Genomic DNA, 15,987 nt, shown 5'->3' with positions numbered 1-15,987 from the left:
TCCGAAAGCGGGGCGCCGAGGACCTCGTGTGTTCCTCCAAGCGCGCCTCCATGAGCGAGCCCGACGCCGGGGCGGGTGTCGGGGCGGGAGTCGCCTTCCTTGCCCCTCTGTACGTCCGCCGCTCGCCCGCCTGCCCGTCTACTCGTTGGTGAACTCCTCCACCACGGTCGCTCCGAGCTCGCGCACGATCAGTTCGTAGCCGGAGAGGGCCGACTCGTTGAGGTCGGGGTCGTCGTCCTCGGGGGTGTCGTCCTCGGGGGCCACGGGTTCCGGGGCCGGTGGACGGGGCGGCGCCGGGGCGGGGGCCGTGTGGGCGGGGGCCGATGTCGGGTGGGCTGCCTGCTGGGCAGGGGCGCCGGGGGCAGCCGGTGCCTGGGGTGCAGCCGTGCCCGACGGGGCCGTCGGGCCGCCACCGCCGTAGCTCCCTGGGTTGTTGCCCCCGGAGCCGCCGTAGCCGCCGGACGCACCGCCGCCACCGCCACCACCGAAGCCACCGGTCGGCGGGGGCGCCGATCCGCCGGACGGATCGATGACCGCGTCGATCTTCCACTGGACGCTGAACTGCTCGGCCAGCGCCTGCCGCAGCACGTCCTCACTGCCGCTGCTCGCGAAGTTGTCGCGGGCGCCGGCGCTGGCGAAACCGAGCTGGAGCGTCGTGCCGTCGAAGCCCGCCACATGCGCGTTCTGGCTGAGCAGGATCCAGGTGAAGCGACGGCGGTTCTTGACCGCCTCCAGGATGTTCGGCCAGAGCATGCGGGGGTCGAGGCCGCCGGAGGGAGGCGCGTACCCGCCGGCGGCGGTAGCGGGAGCGGCTGCCGGGGCCGGGGCCGGGGCAGGAGCCGACGGGCCGGCCGAGGCGGCGGGACCGGAGGCGGGGGTCGCCGGGGGCCGTCCGCCGCCGCCCGCGGCCGCGGCCGTGGGCCAGCCGCCGGGACGGCGCCCGCTGCCCGCCGCGGTCGCGGTGGGCCAGGAGCCGGGAGCGGGCTGGGCAGGAGCCTGGGGGCCCGCGGACGGAACCTCCTCCGTCGGCGGGGCGGAGGCCGCGGCCGGAGCGGGAGTGGAACCCGGAGCGGAAGCGGGAGCGGGCGTATGGATCGGCGCGGCCGGAGGCTGGGCGGGCGCCGGGGCGGCAGGCGCGGTCGCCTGGCCCGCTCCTGCCTGACCCGGACCGGCGCTCTGCCCCGGGCCCGGACCCCGTACCGCGGCGCGGGCGGCGGCCGCCCCGCCGCCGCCGGGCGAAACCGGCGCGCCCCCGGCCACGGCGGCACCGCCGTGCACCTCCGGCCCCGGCACGTAACCCATCGTCGGCATCGCGGGCACCCCTTGCCCTGCCCCCTGCGCACTGCCTCCCGCTGAGAAGTTCACGCCGCGCTCGATGCGGTCGAGGCGGGCCATGACGGACCGTTCGTCGCCGTAGGCGGCGGGCAGCATCACGCGCGCGCAGATCAGCTCGAGCTGGAGACGCGGCGAGGTGGCGCCGCGCATCTCGGTGAGGCCCTCGTTGACCAGGTCGGCGGCCCGGCTCAGTTCCGCGGCGCCGAAGACGCCGGCCTGGGCCTGCATGCGCTCGATCACGTCGGCGGGAGCGTCGATGAGCCCCTTCTCGGCCGCGTCCGGGACGGCGGCGAGGATGACGAGGTCCCGCAGCCGCTCCAGCAGGTCGGCGACGAAGCGGCGCGGGTCGTTGCCCCCCTCGATGATCCGGTCGACGACCTCGAAGGCGGCGGCGCCGTCACCGGTGGCGAAGGCCTCGACGACGGAGTCGAGCAGCGAGCTGTCCGTGTACCCGAGCAGCGAGGTGGCCATGGCATACGTCACACCGGCTTCGGTCGCTCCGGCGAGCAGCTGGTCCATGACGGACATGGAGTCACGCACGGAACCGGCGCCGGAGCGCACGACGAGCGGCAGCACACCCTCCTCGACGGGGATGGCCTCCTGCCCGCACACGTCGCCGAGGTAGTCGCGCAGCGTTCCCGGCGGCACGAGCCGGAACGGATAGTGGTGGGTCCGCGACCGGATGGTCCCGATGACCTTCTCGGGCTCGGTCGTCGCGAAGATGAACTTCAGATGCTCCGGCGGCTCCTCGACGACCTTGAGGAGCGCGTTGAAACCGGCCGGCGTGACCATGTGGGCCTCGTCGATGATGTAGATCTTGTAGCGACTGCGGGCGGGCCCGAAGAAAGCCTTCTCCCGCAGGTCACGGGCGTCGTCCACACCACCGTGCGAAGCGGCGTCGATCTCGATGACGTCGATGGAACCCGGTCCGTTCCGGGCCAGGTCCTTGCACGACTCGCACTCCCCGCAGGGGGTCGGCGTGGGCCCCTGCTCGCAGTTCAGGCACCTGGCCAGGATCCGCGCGCTGGTGGTCTTCCCGCACCCACGCGGCCCGCTGAACAGGTACGCGTGATTGACCCGGTTGTTCCGCAGCGCCTGCTGCAGCGGGCCGGTGACATGCTCCTGCCCGATGACCTCGGCGAACGACTCCGGGCGATAGCGGCGGTACAGCGCGAGAGACGACACGCATACGAGGTTATAGGCGACCACTGACATCAGGTCGCCGTGCGCACCCGCCCGCCCGGCTCCCGCCGCGAACGCAAGCGCCCCCCACGCACCCGCCAGAGCCGACCTACCCTTGCTGCCTTCCGGCCCTGGGGGAGTTCAGTCAGATAGCGCCGCGTGAGGGGCTGCGCACAGGCTACAGGATCTGAGCGGGGGGAACGAGTTCGCGAGCACTCCTCAACGTCTTGTATTGTTTGCCGCGGAGGATTCGCCTAGTGGCCTAGGGCGCACGCTTGGAAAGCGTGTTGGGGGCAACCCCTCACGAGTTCGAATCTCGTATCCTCCGCCAGTGCCTCACCGGGCACGATGTCGAAGGGCCCCACCGTTCGCGGTGGGGCCCTTCGTCGTTCCGTGTTCCCTCGGCGTCGTGGGCGGCCGTGGCGCCTCGTTTTCCGCCACTGTCACCTCGGTGTCGCGGCGCGGCCTTCCGGAACGCGGCGCTGCGGGGCAGGCTCTGAGCATGGAATCGGTCAGTGAAGTGCCGGACGAGGAGCGGGGGTGGGCGGCCAGGGCGGCGCCGGAGCCGCTCGGGCCGGACTCGCTGACCTGGAAGTACTTCGGAGACTGGCGCGGGCTTCTCGCCGCGTTGTGGGCCGGGTCGATGCAGAACATGCATCCCGGGCTGGGCGCGGGCGTCGAACAGCACTCGCGGTTCTTCGAGGAACGCTGGCAGCGGCTGCTCCGCTCGCTCTATCCCATCAACGGCGTCGTCTACGACGGTCCGCGCGCACACCGGACCGCGCTCGAGGTACGCGGCTACCACGCCCGGATCAAGGGCGTCGACGCCCGGGGCCGCCCCTTCCACGCGCTGGATCCCGACACCTACTACTGGGCGCACGCCACGTTCTTCGTCACCACGATCCTGATCGCGGACCGGTTGGCGGGCGGCATCGGTGAGACGGAGAAGCGCCGGCTGTTCGACGAGCACGTGCAGTGGTACCGGATGTACGGCGTGAGCATGCGGCCGGTCCCGGAGAGCTGGGAGGCCTTCCAGCTCTACTGGAAGCACATGTGCACAAAGGTGCTGGAGGACAACAGGGCCACCCGGGACGTGCTCGACATCTCCGGGATCGCCAGTCCGCCGTTCCTGCCCTTGCTGCCGGACGCGCTGTGGCGCCCGGTCGGCGCGCTGCTCGGGCGGGCCTTCCTCTGGTTCACCGTCGGACTGTTCGACCGGGAGGTCCGCGACCTGCTCGGCTTCACCTGGTCGCCCCACGACGCCCGGCGGCATCGCCGGGCCTGCCAGGTGATCAGCGCCGTGTGCAGGCTTGTCCCGCACGACCGGCGCTACCACCCGCGGGCCCGGGCGGGCTGGCGCCGCTCCCGCGGTGAGCTCGCGCCGGACGCCGAGCCGGTGGCGACACCGCGACGGAACCTTCCGCCGCTGTCCGAACGCGGAAAGCCGGAGCACTACGCGCCGGATGTCCGGGAGGACGGATCCGTCCCCCGGAGAAGTTGGTTCCGGAGATAACGGTTGGGTCGGGGCATCAGCGGGCCGGTTCGCCGAATGTCCAGGTCAGCGGCGTACGGGGGCCCGGATTCCGTCCGGAGCGGTGCTCACTGAGCGGGTCTGTGACGAACAGGGAGGGCGGACGGCCGCTACGAGTGGCACATGCAGGCCCATACTGGAGGCAATGACAAAGCCAACTGCACCGAAGCGGTACTTGCCTACCAGTCCCTTCAAGGCCCCGGCCGCACCGTCTCCCAAGCACTTCGAGGTGGGCGACCAGGTCACGCACGACATGTACGGCCTCGGCCGGGTGATCGGCATCGAGGATGGAATCGCCGCGCTCGTGGATTTCGGTTCGGCGCAAATGCGGATCCTGAGCCCGTACAGCAAGATGAGCAAGCTCTAGGACCGCTGTGCCCGGCCACGGCACGCCAGGTCCCTGCACGGGCCTGTAACGAATGGGAGACCTCTCATCGACCCGACCTCGCTGTTCTCCGCTCCGGAAGGGGCGACTCGCCATGCCAGCGCGGCATCGCCGCCTCCGACGACGAACCCCTTCCAGGCCCCGGACTTCGGGGAGGACGAGATCTTCCTGCTCGAGGACGGGCAGGCATCCCTCTCCGGCACGGGTGCGGCTCAGCGCAAGGCGAGCTAGCTCCGGCCGGTGACAGCGGCTTCGCGGTCGGCCACGGGCCGTTGCGGTTCCGCGCGCGCAGAAGGGCCCCACGGTGAGCGGTGGGGCCCTTCTGCACGCGCGGAACCGGTGTCGGTCTCGGTCGTCGGCCGGCTCCGTGGCGGCGACCGACGCCCGTTCGGCGGGTCAGCGGGTCAGCGGGCCTCGTCGGCGAGCAGTGTCAGCTCGTCGAGGAAAGCCTCCGCCAGCAGGCCGGCGTCCTGACCGCCCGAGTTTGTGGCGACGCTGAGCGTGTGGCCGGGGGTGCAGCCGCCCAGCGCGAAGGTGGCCGTGTCGGCCGGGGGCACCATGGGGACGATGGTGAGGTGGCGCAGCGGTCGTCCGGCCAGGGTCTGGCCCCGCTCGCGCAGATGGACGTAGGAGCAGGCCGCCGGGGCGTACGCGGGCGCGAAGATCTTTCCGCCCGCCAGCGCCAGGGCCGCCCCGGGGAGCACCGCGAGCGTGCTCTCCATCAGCTTCTCGGCGGTGCGCCGGGGCCGGGTGACGGTGGTCAGCAGGCCGGTGCACGCGCTCAGGCGGGCCGCCGGGTCGGACAGCGTCACCGGCGCGGGCACCCGGACGTTGGCGAACGCGTTGCCGAGGAACTCACCGCAGTCGTCGGGCCGCTCGTCGACCGGAACCGACAGCCACACCTGCCTCGGCTCCGCACCCCGGTCACCACCGGGGGAGGCGGATCCGGCGGCTGAGGCCGAGGCGGACAGGCAGGAGCGCAGGACTCCGGAGACCGTCGCCAGGAACACCTCGTTGGTGGTCGCCGGGCGCGTGGAACCGGCTGCCCCCACGAGGACGGCTTCGCGCGCCGCCCGCAGGACGTCGGCCCGCAGTCGTACGACGGTGTACGCGGGCTCCCGTGTGCCGCGGTGCGGCAAGGGCACCGCACGGCCCGCGGTCAGCAGGCCCGGCGGGCCGCCCGCCGTCGGGCCGGGGCGTACGGTCCGTCGCCGGGGACCGGGCACCGCCAGCGACGCCGCCTCGTCCAGCGGCCGGCCGTCGTCGAAGAGGGCGCGCAGCAGGGTCGTCAGGGAACGGCCGTCGAGCAGGCTGTGGTGCATCCGGAACAGCAGGGAGAACTCCCCTTCCGCCGCCCCGCGCAGCAGGTGCAGGCTCCACGGCGGCCGGTCGGCCGGGAACGGGCTGTGGAACCACTGGCCGACCACCTCCCGGAGGGTGCTGTCCGCGCTGCCGACCTGCTGGGCCAGGCCGTGACCGTCCCGCCGCGCCCAGCGGTGCCGGCCGGCCCACCAGGCCAGGCCGGCCCGGACGCCGCCGGGGGCGACCAGGGTCTGGGTGAGCCTGGGCAGCGCCTTCCAGCGTTCCTCCACCAGGGCCCGCAGCTCCTCCAGCGCGGGCGGGGCGCCCACGAAGTCCAGGGCGATCCCGGCGTTGGGCGGGCCGAACGGCCAGCGGGCCATCCCCTCTTCCATCAAGGGCAGATGCGATCCGGGCATGAGACTGCTCCTGTCATGAGCCGTCCCCGCCGTGGGCCGGTCCTGTAGTGGGCCGGCTGCCGGGGGACGACGTCCTGTACCCCCAACGGCCGATCGGACCGGCGGTCACGTCCGCCGCGTCGCCGACCCTCCCCCGTTGCCGCGCAGGTGCCCCGCACGGGTCACGCAACTGTCAACGCGCGGCTTTGGAGGCTCCCTGATGGGGTGACACTGCCGCAGGTTTGCGGTCACGAACGGTGTCGGTGCGCCTTTAATCGGGACTCCGCGTCCGCCGTTCGGGCGCACCGCCCCCCAGTCCCCCGCCCCGGCTCCATGCCGGACAGGAGTTGCGTGTCGTGCCTGGTACTCATCGGAATCCCGCGCACATTCCCGCGCCCGTTCCCGCGCACATCGCCGTGTTCAACGTTCCGATGCACGGGCACGTCAATCCGACGCTGGGGGTCGTCGAGGAGCTCGTACGGCGGGGGCACCGGGTCAGTTACGCCGTCACCGAGGACTTCGTGCACCAGGTGAAGGCGGCCGGTGCCGAGCCGGTCCTGTACCCGGACCCGGGGGACGGCTCGGACGCGCCGGAGGACATGGGCGAGGGGTTCGCGCGGGTCGTCGAGGTGGCGCTGGCGTCCCTGCCCGTGCTGACCCGGGCGTTCGGCAGGGACCGTCCGGACCTGGTGCTGTGCGACATCTACGCCTTCGCGGGCCTGATGCTGGGGGCGCGCTGGCAGGTGCCGACCGTCGTGTCCTCGCCCACCCATCTCGCTTACGACGGCATCGTCCCCGAGTTCTTCGACGTGCCCGGGCTCCCCCAGTTGCCGGGCTTCGGGCGACTGGCGGCCGCCTTCGCCGAACAGGGCATCGACAGCGCGCGGATCCACGACCTCGTACGGCCCGAACACGCCGTCGCGTTCTTCCCCCGGGCCTTCCAGCGCAGGGCGGACACCGTCGCGGCACAGCGCATCGCGTATGTCGGACCGGCCCTCGGGGACCGTTCCTACCAGGGTTCCTGGCAGCCGCCCCGGCCCGACCTGCCGGTCCTGCTCGTCTCGCTGGGCTCGCAGTTCACCCGACGGCCGGAGTTCTACCGGTCCTGCGTCGAGGCCTTCGCCGAGCTGCCCTGGCATGTGGTCATGTCCGTCGGGCCCGCCGTCCCGCCGGACCTGCTGGGGCCGCTGCCCGACACCGTCGAAGTGCATCCCCATGTGCCCCAGCTGGCGGTGCTCGCCCATGCGGACGCCTTCGTCACCCACGCCGGAATGGGCGGCACGATGGAGGCCCTGCACTACGGCGTCCCGCTGGTGGCGGTCCCGCAGATGGCCGAGCAGCGGGTCAACGCCGACCGGATCGAACGCCTCCGGCTGGGCGTCCACCTGCCGCGCGAGAGCGTCACGCCCGAGGCGCTGCGCGAGGCCGTCCTGCGCGTCTCGTCCGACCGGGACATCCGCGCGGGCGTGTCGGCGATGCGCCGGGAGATCGAGGCGGCCGGAGGGGCGGGGGCGGCGGCCGACCTGATCGAGCGGGCCCTGTAGCCGCGCGGTCCCCGCAGCCCGGCACCGGTCCGCGTACCGGCCAGGTGGCCGGGCCTTGTGCCGGGACCCCGTTCCGATGTTCCGAGGAGTGACATCTTGAGCCAAGCCCTGGCGTCCGACATCCGCCGCACGAGCACCGGGCGCACGTCCCTGGAGGCGCCGGACTGTCGGCCGCACCGCTACCTCCGCCAGGTACGCATGAGCGACCTGGACTCCATGAACCATGTGAACAACGTCCGGCTGCTGGAGATGATCCAGGACGCCCACATGGACATGTTCTATCTGCGTCCCGGACTGCCCGGGCAGGAGATCCGCCCCAGGTTCGTCTACGCACGCCATGAACTCGACTACATGGAACCCCTCGTGCTCCAGCCGGAACCGGTCACCATCACCACCACCATCGGTGACCTGCGCCGCTCGACCTTCCGCGTCACCAGCCGTGTCACACGTGACGCGCGGGTGTTCTGCACCTGTGTGAGCACGGCCGTCGCCTACGACCCGGACGCCCGGTGCTCGCGCCGGCTCGAGGAGGAGGAACGTGCCCTCGCGGCCCGCCACGCCACTCCGGAGCCGGCCCGCTGACCGGCCGCGCCTCAGGGAGGGCGCGGCCTCAGCAGCCTCAGCGCTCGATGCGTACCGGCTTCGACTCGCTCACCTGGTCGATGTCCGTCACCCTTACCGTCACCTTCAACTCCCAGGTGCCGGGCATGGGCAGGTTGACCGCGTCGGAGGCCCAGTAGCCGCCCCGGTTGGTGATCTTGGCGTCGAGGGGGCCGATGTCCTGGTCGGGGAGGCTGAAGGAGATGCGCAGTTCGGGGACGCTGACGAAGCCGCCGTCGGAGCCGTAGACCACCGCCTGGAGCCCGTTGTCACCGACCTGGCCCGGGTCGAGGGTGACCTGCACCTTGCCGCTGACACCGCGGACGCCGGGGGCGCCGGAGTCGATGGTGAAGGGGATATTGGTCACGGAGGCCACGGGCAGCCCGGCGGACTGTTCCGCCGTCGCCGCCTCGGCCGCCGCCCGGCCGGGCAGGGTGCCCGTCAGGACGGTCGTGAGAACGAGCACGACGACGGAGACGACGACCTCTGCCAGCACCGACCGGCGCAGCGCCCGGCGTTGGGCGTCCTCGGCCGGGGTGAGGGCCGGTCCGGCCGACGGCCGGGGCTCCTCGGGCAGTGCCGAACCCCCCGCCGAACCATCCGCCGAGCCGTCCACCGTGTCGTCCACCGAGCCGTGGGCCGTGCTCTGGGCCGTGCCGTGGGCCGTGCCTCCCGCGAGGCCGTCCGCCGCGCTCACGGCCCGTCCGCCCACCGGCGCCGGTACGCGGGTTTCCCGCGCCTCCCGGTCCTCGGCCGTCTCCACCGTCACGTTCCTCGCCGTCCTTTCCCTGGTCACCGTCCGCCGCGACCGCGCCGCCGCCACCAGCAGCAGCGTCACCGCGGCCAGCTTGGCCAGCAGGACCCGCCCGTACGTCGTGTCGGTCAGCGCGGACACGGAGCCGAGGCCACGCCAGGACTGGTAGAGGCCCGTCACCACCAGGACGGTCACCGACAGACCCGCCACCTGCGAGAAGCGGTCGACCACGCGTGACGGGACGGACGCGCGGTAGAACAGGGTGAGCAGGGCCGTCAGGCCGCCCAGCCACACCGACATCGCCAGCAGGTGCAGCACCGAGGACGTCATCGCCGCCGGGACCTGGATACCGGCCGACGCGTGTTCGGCGGCGGCCCAGGTCAGGGCCAGGCCCACCGTCAGCGCGGCGCCCGTCAGCAGGGTCGCGCGCGACGGCCCCTGAGGCCTGCCGTCCGGCAGGGCCTTCCCCTGCTGTCCGGCCTTCTGTTCCCCCAGGGCCTTCTGTTCCCGCAGGGCCTTCCGCTGCCTCAGGAGCAGGACCGCGACCACCGCGAGCAGTGCGAGGCGCGCCACCAGGGCCAGCCCCGGCCGGGTGCCCAGCGTGCGGGTCAGCCCCGACGGGTCCAGGACCTGCGCGGGGCCGGTACCGGTCTCGTACGGGCCGCGGAGCAGCAGCAGGAACACCGTCGAGCCCACGAGCGCCCACCAGCCGGCCGGCAGCAGCCTGCCCAGCGGCCGGACGTCCGGCGGCCGGCACACGGCGATGAAGGCGGCCGTGCCGATGAGGAGCGCCGCGGCGAGGTACGCGACATAGCGGCCGATGTTGAAGAGGCCTCCGGTGAGCGGGTTCTCCACGGAGGTGCTGGGCAGGGCCGGCGGGATCGCGGACGGTTCGCCCACGGAGAAGGTGAAGGCGCCGGCGATCGGATGGCTGTCCGCCGACACCACGCGCCAGGCCACGGTGAACGTGCCGGTGCCGAGCTTGCCGGGGAGCTCGACCCGCGCGGTGTCGGCGCGGCCGTCCGCATGGCCGGTGTCGCCTGTCTCCACCTGATGGTTGTCGGGGTCGAAGACGCGGAAGGAGTCGTCGAGCAGGCCTACGGACTCGGTGAAGGTGAGCGTGATGGCCTCGGGGGCCGTCTTGACGACGCTTCCGTCGGCGGGGTCGGCGCTGCGGAGGGCCGCGTGCGCCGAGGCCGGTCCGCCGCCGAGGAGGAGCAGGACCAGCACGGTGCCCAGCAGCACCAGCCCCTGAAGCGTCCGTCGGCCGCCGGGTCGCCCGTCGGCGTAGCGCCCCCGACCGTGTCGTCCGCCATCGCGCCCTTCGCTCACGTCACCGCTCCGCCTTGCTTGAGACTCGAGACTCGTGTGCTCGGAGATACGTACGCATGCACAGGGCATCCGGTTCACCACGTCGGCCGCGCCGACACCCCGCCGTCCACCACCAGGTCGTGTCCGGTGATCCAGGACGCGAGCGGGGAGGCCAGGAAGACACAGGCGTCGCCGACGTCCTCCGGGCGGCCCAGCCGGCGGACCGCGACCGCCTCCCGCCACCGCCGCACCCCGTCCGGCCACGCCTCGGCCAGGCCCTCGCGGTCGATCAGCCCGGGCGAGACCGTGTTCACACGGATGCCGGACGCCCCGTACTCCTGTGCGGCCGCCCGCGCGTGCATCACGACCGCGGCCTTGGAGGCGGCGTAGTGGGCATGACCGGGAGCCGGCGTCCCCGCCTCGACGGAGGCGATGTGCGTGATGCTTCCACCGCGCTCCCGCATCACCTCCGCCGCCGCCTGGGTGCAGGCGAAGACGCTGGTCAGATTGGTGTCGACGACCGCCCGCCAGTCCGCCGCCGTCATCCCGGGCAGCGCCCGCACCGGCTGTACGCCCGCGTTGTTCACCAGCGCGTCGAGCCGTCCGCCGCCCCACTCGGCGGCCTGGGCCACCACCTCGCGACACTCGTCCTCGACGGTCAGGTCGGCGCCCGGCAGGACGACGGCCCGCGCGTCGGTCTCGTCGGCGATCTCCTCGGCGAGCGCCCGGGCCGCCTCGGTCCGCGTACGGCAGTGCAGCGCCACAGACGCGCCCTCCTGGGCGAACCGCAGCGCGATGCCGCGCCCGATACCGCCGCCCGCACCCGTGATGAGGGCCACCCGGCCCGTCAGCAACGTCATGGACGGCACAGTTCCGCGATGAGGGCGGCCCGGTCCGGATGACGCGCCGTGAGGACGGCCGCGTCCCCGTGTTCGTAGTCCCCGTAGGTGAAGCCGGGGGCCATCGTGCAGCCGAAGAAGGTCCAGGCGCCCCCGGCGACCACCCGCCCACCCATCCAGGTGTGCGCGGGCACGGTGAGCTGCGGCTGCTGTCCGCCCAGGACGTCCGGACCGAGCACCGCCGTACGGGAGGCGCCGTCGGGGGCGAGGAGGAGCAGCCGGAGCGGGTCGCCGAGGTAGTGGTGCCAGACCTCGGCGGTGGGCAGGCGGTGCAGGGCCGAGTAGTCGTCGGCGGTGAGCAGCGCGACGATCGCGGAGCCGGCGGGGCGGCCGTCCGGCCCCTCCGGACCCGCCCAGGTACGGCGGAACAGGCCCCCCTCGCGGGGGATCGGCTCCAGGCCGTAGTGGGCGACGAGATCTTCGGGGGTGAGCGGTGAGGTCACCCGGGGAACGCTACCTCCCGGCGCAGAAACGCCAGTTGCGCCTTCTTCTCCGGCAGGTACACGTCCGGCAGATCGATCTCCGGCAGGGTGACGACCGGCCCCGGCTCGAAGCCCTGCCGGAGGAAGCGGGCGACCGCCTTCTCGTTGCGCACATCGGGATCCACGACGACGCGCGGCCGGTCCAGGCCGACCAGCACATACGACGCGAACGTGCCCATCAGCGCCGCCGACCAGCCCGGCCGGGCCCCTCGCCCGCCGGCCGGCGCGATGAGCAGGTGGACGCCGATGTCCCCGGGTTCGACCGGGTAGCACGCGCCGACCCGGTCCTCGGTGGGCTCGTAGGTCTGGAGGAGGGCGACCGGGTCGCCGTCCAGCTCGGCCAGGAGGGCGTGATGGGTGTCGAGGCCCGCCATGTGGGCGTAGATCCCGGCGACCTGGTCGCGTGTCAGACCGTTCATGCCCCAGAACGCGGCCCGCTCCTCGCTCACCCAGCCGTGGACGACGTCCGCGTCACCCTCTGCGTCCAGGGGCCGGATACCGAAGGTGCCGAACCCGTCGACCACCCGCTCATACACATACGTGCCCCGGAGGTCCCGGCCGTCCCGGAAGTCCCGGCCGTCCCGGAAGTCCTCGAGGTCCTGGCGGTCAGTCATCGTCGCTCTCCTTCTTCAGCTGTGCCCAGTCGGTGACGACCGGGGCCAGTTCGCCCTTGAGCCACAGGGGGAGCTGGTCGTGGTGGTGGGGGTGGCCGGGGAGGCCGGACGCGCCGAACGGGACGACCCACAGGCTGTCCTCGCGGCGGGCCAGGTCCCATACGTAACGGGCGGCCGGGCCGCGTGCGGCGAGGTCGGTCCAGCCGGGCACGGCCGAGGTGCACAGCACGCAGTCGTGGTCGCCGGCCAGCGCGGGGGCCTCCCGGGAGGGGTCGGGCAGCGCCCGCCAGGGGGTGAGGCGGTGGGTGTCTCCCCAGCGGCCGGCCGGCTGCCCGGCCACCTCCTCGACGGCCTCCCGGACCAGCGCCCGGCGGTCGATGCCGTACAGCTCCTCGGCGCGCAGGAGGTGTTCGAGTGCGAAGCCGATGCGCGGGACCAGGGCCAGCCAGGGGAGGAGGACCTCCGGGTAGGCGGGCGGGGTGGTGAGGGCCGCGAAGGCGGGGTGGGCGGCGAGGCGGCGGACCAGGGCGCCGCGCAGGGCCGCGAACCGCGCCGCCTCCTGGCTGTCGGCGTCCATCCGGCGGTCCCAGCGCAGCAGGCGGTCGCGGAGTTCACCGGCCGGGCCGGTCAGGTCGTCGAGGGCGGACAGATGGTCCAGCAGGGGCGCGGCGGAGGCCAGATACGTGTCCGTGTGGATGGCCGGCATGTCGGACGCGGACCACTGCCGGCGCTCACCGAGCAGCGCGCGGATACGGTCGGCGCGGTGCGGCGGGGCGAACTCGACGCCCAGCCCCGTGGCGGGGCCTCGCTGGTTGGCCATCACCGCGAGGCCGTCGGTCAGTCCCGCGCGGGGCGTCTCCTGCCAGCCGGTCCACTCGTGGCCGGGTTCCCAGGCGGGCACCAGCCGGGTCCCGTTCACCGCGGCGCGCAGCGGCACCCGGCCCGCGACCCGGTGCAGCAGGCCGCCCTCGGTGTCGGCGGCCTGGACGACGTTGACGGGCTCGGCCCAGCGGTCGAAGGCCCGGTCCACGTCGGCGACCCGGCGGGCCCGGAGCAGGGGGAGGAGGGCCCCGAAACCCAGGTCGGCGGTGACGCGGGGCGGGTGGCGCAGGGCCAGTGCGAGCGGGGTGCCGTCGTCGAGACCTTCCGGGCCGCCCGCGATCACCGGGCCGCGCTCGGTCTCCAGCACCTCCACCTCGACGGTCTCCTCGCCCGCCACCCGCACCAGTTCGGTGTGCCGGGCGACCCGCCGCCAGGCGCCGTCCGGGCCGAGTGCCTCGACGCCCGCGCCGGTGCGGCGCAGCCGTTCGCGGTAGAGGTCCTGGTAGTCGGCCATCGCGTTGGTGATGGCCCAGGCGACCGTGCCCGTGTGGCCGAAGTGGGCGATGCCGGGGACACCCGGGACGGCGAGCCCGACGACGTCGAACTCGTCGCAGGCCAGACGGATCTGCTGGTAGACGCCGGGGTCCTCGACGAACCGGTGCGGGTCGCCGGCGATGACCGGCTGCCCGGTGACCGTCCGGTCGCCGCTCAGCAGCCAGCCGTTGCTGCCGGAGGTGCCGGGTCCGTCGGTGGCGAACAGGCCGACCGCCTCGGGGCCGAGGTGCCGGGCTGCCTCCTCGCGCCACAGCTTGGCGGGGAATCCGGCGAACAGGATGTGCGTGGCCAGCCAGACGGCGAGCGGGGTCCAGGGTTCCCAGCGGCCGGGTGCGAGGCCGGTCCGGGTGAACTCGGGCGCGTCGGCGGTGGTCAGCCCGTCGTTGACCCCGTCGACGTACGCCCGTACCCAGGCCGCCGTCTCCGGGTCCCGTCTCCCCAGTTCGTCGAAGCAGCGTCTCGCCGTGTCGTCGAGGCGGGCGCGGCGCACGAAGCGGTCCCAGGGGAGGGCGTCGGGGCCGAGGAAGGACGCCGAGGTGCCGCGCGCCCGGTGCCGTTCGACCTCCAGCTGCCAGGCGCGGTCGCGGGCGGTGACCGATCCCTGGAGGCGGGCGAGGGCGTGGGCGTCGCCGGCGCGCAGATGCGGAACGCCCCAGGCGTCACGGTAGATCTCGGTGGTCACCCTCTGACCCCTTTTCGTTTTAGGTTAGGCTTGCCTAAGTAATTACGCCGAAATCGTACGCGAGGGGTGCAGAGGTCATGGCGCAGGGGCGGGGCTGGGAGGGCACGGTCCTCAGACTGATGCGTGCGAAGGACTTCACGCTCACGGTCACGGACGTGGAGGAGGTCACCGGCGAGTACCGCCGGCTGCACCTCTCGGACGGCGGGCTGCTCGCCGCCACCGGCGTCCACCCGACGATCTGGATCCGGCTCTGGTTCGAGAACGCGGGCCGGCCGCACCAGCGGGCCTACACCCTGGTCGACCCCGACCCGGCGGCCGGCGCCTTCGCCCTGGAGTTCGCGCTGCACGCCGGCGCGGCCAGCGACTGGGCACGAGCGGCGAAGCCCGGCGACACGATCGACGCGACCGTCCAGGGCACCGCCTTCGAAGCACCGGTCCCGGCCCCCTCGCACGTCCTCGTGATCGGCGACCCGGCCTCCCTGCCCGCCATCAACTCCCTGCTCGGCGGGGGCGAGGGGGCGCTCGGCTCCGCCCCGGCGACCGTCTGGTTCGAGGGCTCGGCCGACGGCGCGGACGGTCTGCCCTTCCGGACCGACCCCGCGCGCCACGAGATACGCCACGTGCCCAGGGTGGACTCCGGCGCCCACCTGGTCGAGCGGGTGAAGGCCGAACTGCCCGCCCTCCTGACGGCCACCCCCGACCCGTACGTCTGGATCGCCTGCGACACCCGCACCACCAGGACGCTGTCGTCCCACCTGCGCAAGGAACTGGGCGTCCCCAAGGAGCGGCTCAACGCGCTGGGGTACTGGCGCGCGAGCTGACGGCACAGGCGGGATCATCGACGCATGGACGTCACCCTTCACCTCTCCCAGGACCCCGAGGCCGACGAGCTCCTCGGGCGGTCCCCGCTCGCCGCGCTGGTCGGGATGCTGCTGGACCAGCAGGTTCCGATGGAGTGGGCGTTCAAGGGACCCCGGACGATCGCCGACCGGCTCGGCGCCGACGACCTGGACGCGCACGACATCGCCGCCCAGGACCCGGAGACCTTCGCCGCGCTGCTCTCCGAGAAGCCGGCCGTGCACCGCTACCCCGGCTCCATGGCCAAGCGCGTCCAGCAGCTCTGCCAGTACCTCGTCGAGCACTACGACGGTGACGCCGGCGCCGTCTGGAAGGACGTGAGCAGCGGCAAGGAGTTGCTCGGGCGGCTCGAGGAACTGCCCGGCTTCGGCAGGCAGAAGGCACAGATCTTCCTCGCGCTGCTGGGCAAGCAGCTCGGCGTGCGGCCCACGGGCTGGCGGGAGGCGGCCGGCTCCTACGGCGAGCCGAAGTCCTTCCGGTCCGTCGCCGACATCACCGGTCCGGAGTCGCTGGTGAAGGTGCGGGCGCACAAGCAGGAGATGAAGGCGGCGGCGAAGGCCGCCAAGACGGCGAAGGCGGGACACCCCGCGAAGGCGCCGAAGACCGCCGAGGCCGCCGAGGCCGCCGAGAAGTAGGGCGGGTGGCCACCCCGGGTGGCGGGCCGGCGCCGCCCGGTCCCGGCCGGGGGCCTGACCGAGCCGCCTGACCGAGCCGCCGACCGGCCCCTCTCGGTCAC

General features: G+C 73.4%; 13 protein-coding genes, 1 tRNA gene and 1 other RNA gene. 7 read left to right on the top strand and 8 right to left on the bottom strand.

All coding sequences use genetic code 11. The annotated features are described in order from the left end of the window. Window positions 1-138 precede the first annotated feature (138 nt). Window positions 139-2,520 (bottom strand): DNA polymerase III subunit gamma and tau, encoded by a 2,382-nt coding sequence (locus ACIPFH_RS23770; RefSeq protein WP_401829107.1) that lies wholly within the window; start codon window positions 2,518-2,520, stop codon window positions 139-141. 70 nt (window positions 2,521-2,590) lie between these two features. Further along, window positions 2,591-2,689: signal recognition particle sRNA small type (gene ffs, locus ACIPFH_RS23765), an RNA gene on the bottom strand. A 71-nt stretch (window positions 2,690-2,760) separates the two neighbouring features. Here ffs and ACIPFH_RS23760 point away from each other — a divergent pair. From ACIPFH_RS23760 to ACIPFH_RS23750, 3 genes are all read left to right on the top strand, one after another. Further along, a tRNA-Ser gene (locus ACIPFH_RS23760) sits at window positions 2,761-2,848 on the top strand. A gap of 171 nt (window positions 2,849-3,019) precedes the next feature. Beyond that, window positions 3,020-4,030, top strand: coding sequence for an oxygenase MpaB family protein (locus ACIPFH_RS23755; RefSeq protein WP_401829105.1), 1,011 nt, complete (start codon window positions 3,020-3,022; stop codon window positions 4,028-4,030). A 163-nt stretch (window positions 4,031-4,193) separates the two neighbouring features. Next, window positions 4,194-4,415, top strand: coding sequence for a hypothetical protein (locus tag ACIPFH_RS23750; protein WP_356249332.1), 222 nt, complete (start codon window positions 4,194-4,196; stop codon window positions 4,413-4,415). 422 nt (window positions 4,416-4,837) lie between these two features. Here ACIPFH_RS23750 and ACIPFH_RS23745 read toward each other — a convergent pair whose 3' ends face one another. Beyond that, window positions 4,838-6,151 (bottom strand): wax ester/triacylglycerol synthase domain-containing protein, encoded by a 1,314-nt coding sequence (locus ACIPFH_RS23745; RefSeq protein ID WP_401829102.1) that lies wholly within the window; start codon window positions 6,149-6,151, stop codon window positions 4,838-4,840. A 365-nt stretch (window positions 6,152-6,516) separates the two neighbouring features. Here ACIPFH_RS23745 and ACIPFH_RS23740 point away from each other — a divergent pair, with 365 nt between their 5' ends. Together ACIPFH_RS23740 and ACIPFH_RS23735 are read left to right on the top strand one after the other, a co-directional pair. Then, window positions 6,517-7,674, top strand: a complete 1,158-nt coding sequence (locus ACIPFH_RS23740; protein ID WP_401829251.1) for a macrolide family glycosyltransferase — start codon at window positions 6,517-6,519, stop codon at window positions 7,672-7,674. Between the two features lie 96 nt (window positions 7,675-7,770). Further along, the gene (locus ACIPFH_RS23735) at window positions 7,771-8,256 is read left to right on the top strand and encodes an acyl-CoA thioesterase (protein WP_401829100.1); all 486 of its coding nucleotides are present in this window, start codon (window positions 7,771-7,773) and stop codon (window positions 8,254-8,256) included. Between the two features lie 37 nt (window positions 8,257-8,293). On the opposite strand, the gene ACIPFH_RS23730 is transcribed toward ACIPFH_RS23735, so the two are convergent. From ACIPFH_RS23730 to ACIPFH_RS23710, 5 genes are all read right to left on the bottom strand, one after another. Next, entirely contained in the window at window positions 8,294-10,273 is a 1,980-nt protein-coding gene (locus ACIPFH_RS23730) for a copper resistance CopC/CopD family protein (RefSeq protein WP_401829097.1), read from the bottom strand. A gap of 161 nt (window positions 10,274-10,434) precedes the next feature. Beyond that, on the bottom strand, window positions 10,435-11,199 hold the full coding sequence (locus ACIPFH_RS23725) for an SDR family NAD(P)-dependent oxidoreductase (protein WP_401829096.1): 765 nt from the start codon (window positions 11,197-11,199) through the stop codon (window positions 10,435-10,437). After that, a complete protein-coding gene (locus ACIPFH_RS23720) occupies window positions 11,196-11,681 on the bottom strand; it encodes a cupin domain-containing protein (RefSeq protein ID WP_401829094.1) in 486 nt (161 codons plus the stop codon). The genes ACIPFH_RS23725 and ACIPFH_RS23720 overlap by 4 nt, the downstream gene beginning before the upstream one ends. After that, a complete protein-coding gene (locus tag ACIPFH_RS23715) occupies window positions 11,678-12,334 on the bottom strand; it encodes a GNAT family N-acetyltransferase (protein WP_401829092.1) in 657 nt (218 codons plus the stop codon). The genes ACIPFH_RS23720 and ACIPFH_RS23715 overlap by 4 nt, the downstream gene beginning before the upstream one ends. After that, window positions 12,327-14,393 carry a penicillin acylase family protein gene (locus ACIPFH_RS23710; protein WP_401829090.1) on the bottom strand — a complete coding sequence of 689 codons (2,067 nt, stop codon included), beginning with the start codon at window positions 14,391-14,393 and terminating at the stop codon, window positions 12,327-12,329. Before ACIPFH_RS23710 ends, ACIPFH_RS23715 begins: the two co-directional genes overlap by 8 nt. 77 nt (window positions 14,394-14,470) lie before the next feature. Here ACIPFH_RS23710 and ACIPFH_RS23705 point away from each other — a divergent pair, with 77 nt between their 5' ends. Both ACIPFH_RS23705 and ACIPFH_RS23700 read left to right on the top strand, forming a co-directional pair. Further along, window positions 14,471-15,214, top strand: coding sequence for a siderophore-interacting protein (locus ACIPFH_RS23705; RefSeq protein ID WP_401829088.1), 744 nt, complete (start codon window positions 14,471-14,473; stop codon window positions 15,212-15,214). A 24-nt stretch (window positions 15,215-15,238) separates the two neighbouring features. Next, on the top strand, window positions 15,239-15,886 hold the full coding sequence (locus ACIPFH_RS23700; RefSeq protein ID WP_401829086.1) for an HhH-GPD-type base excision DNA repair protein: 648 nt from the start codon (window positions 15,239-15,241) through the stop codon (window positions 15,884-15,886). The last annotated feature ends 101 nt before the right edge of the window (window positions 15,887-15,987 follow it).

This window comes from Streptomyces sp. NPDC088157, assembly GCF_044741545.1.
GTDB lineage: Bacteria > Actinomycetota > Actinomycetes > Streptomycetales > Streptomycetaceae > Streptomyces.
The sequence above is the reverse complement of the archived record's forward strand: the minus strand, read 5'-3'. Positions and strand labels throughout refer to the sequence as shown.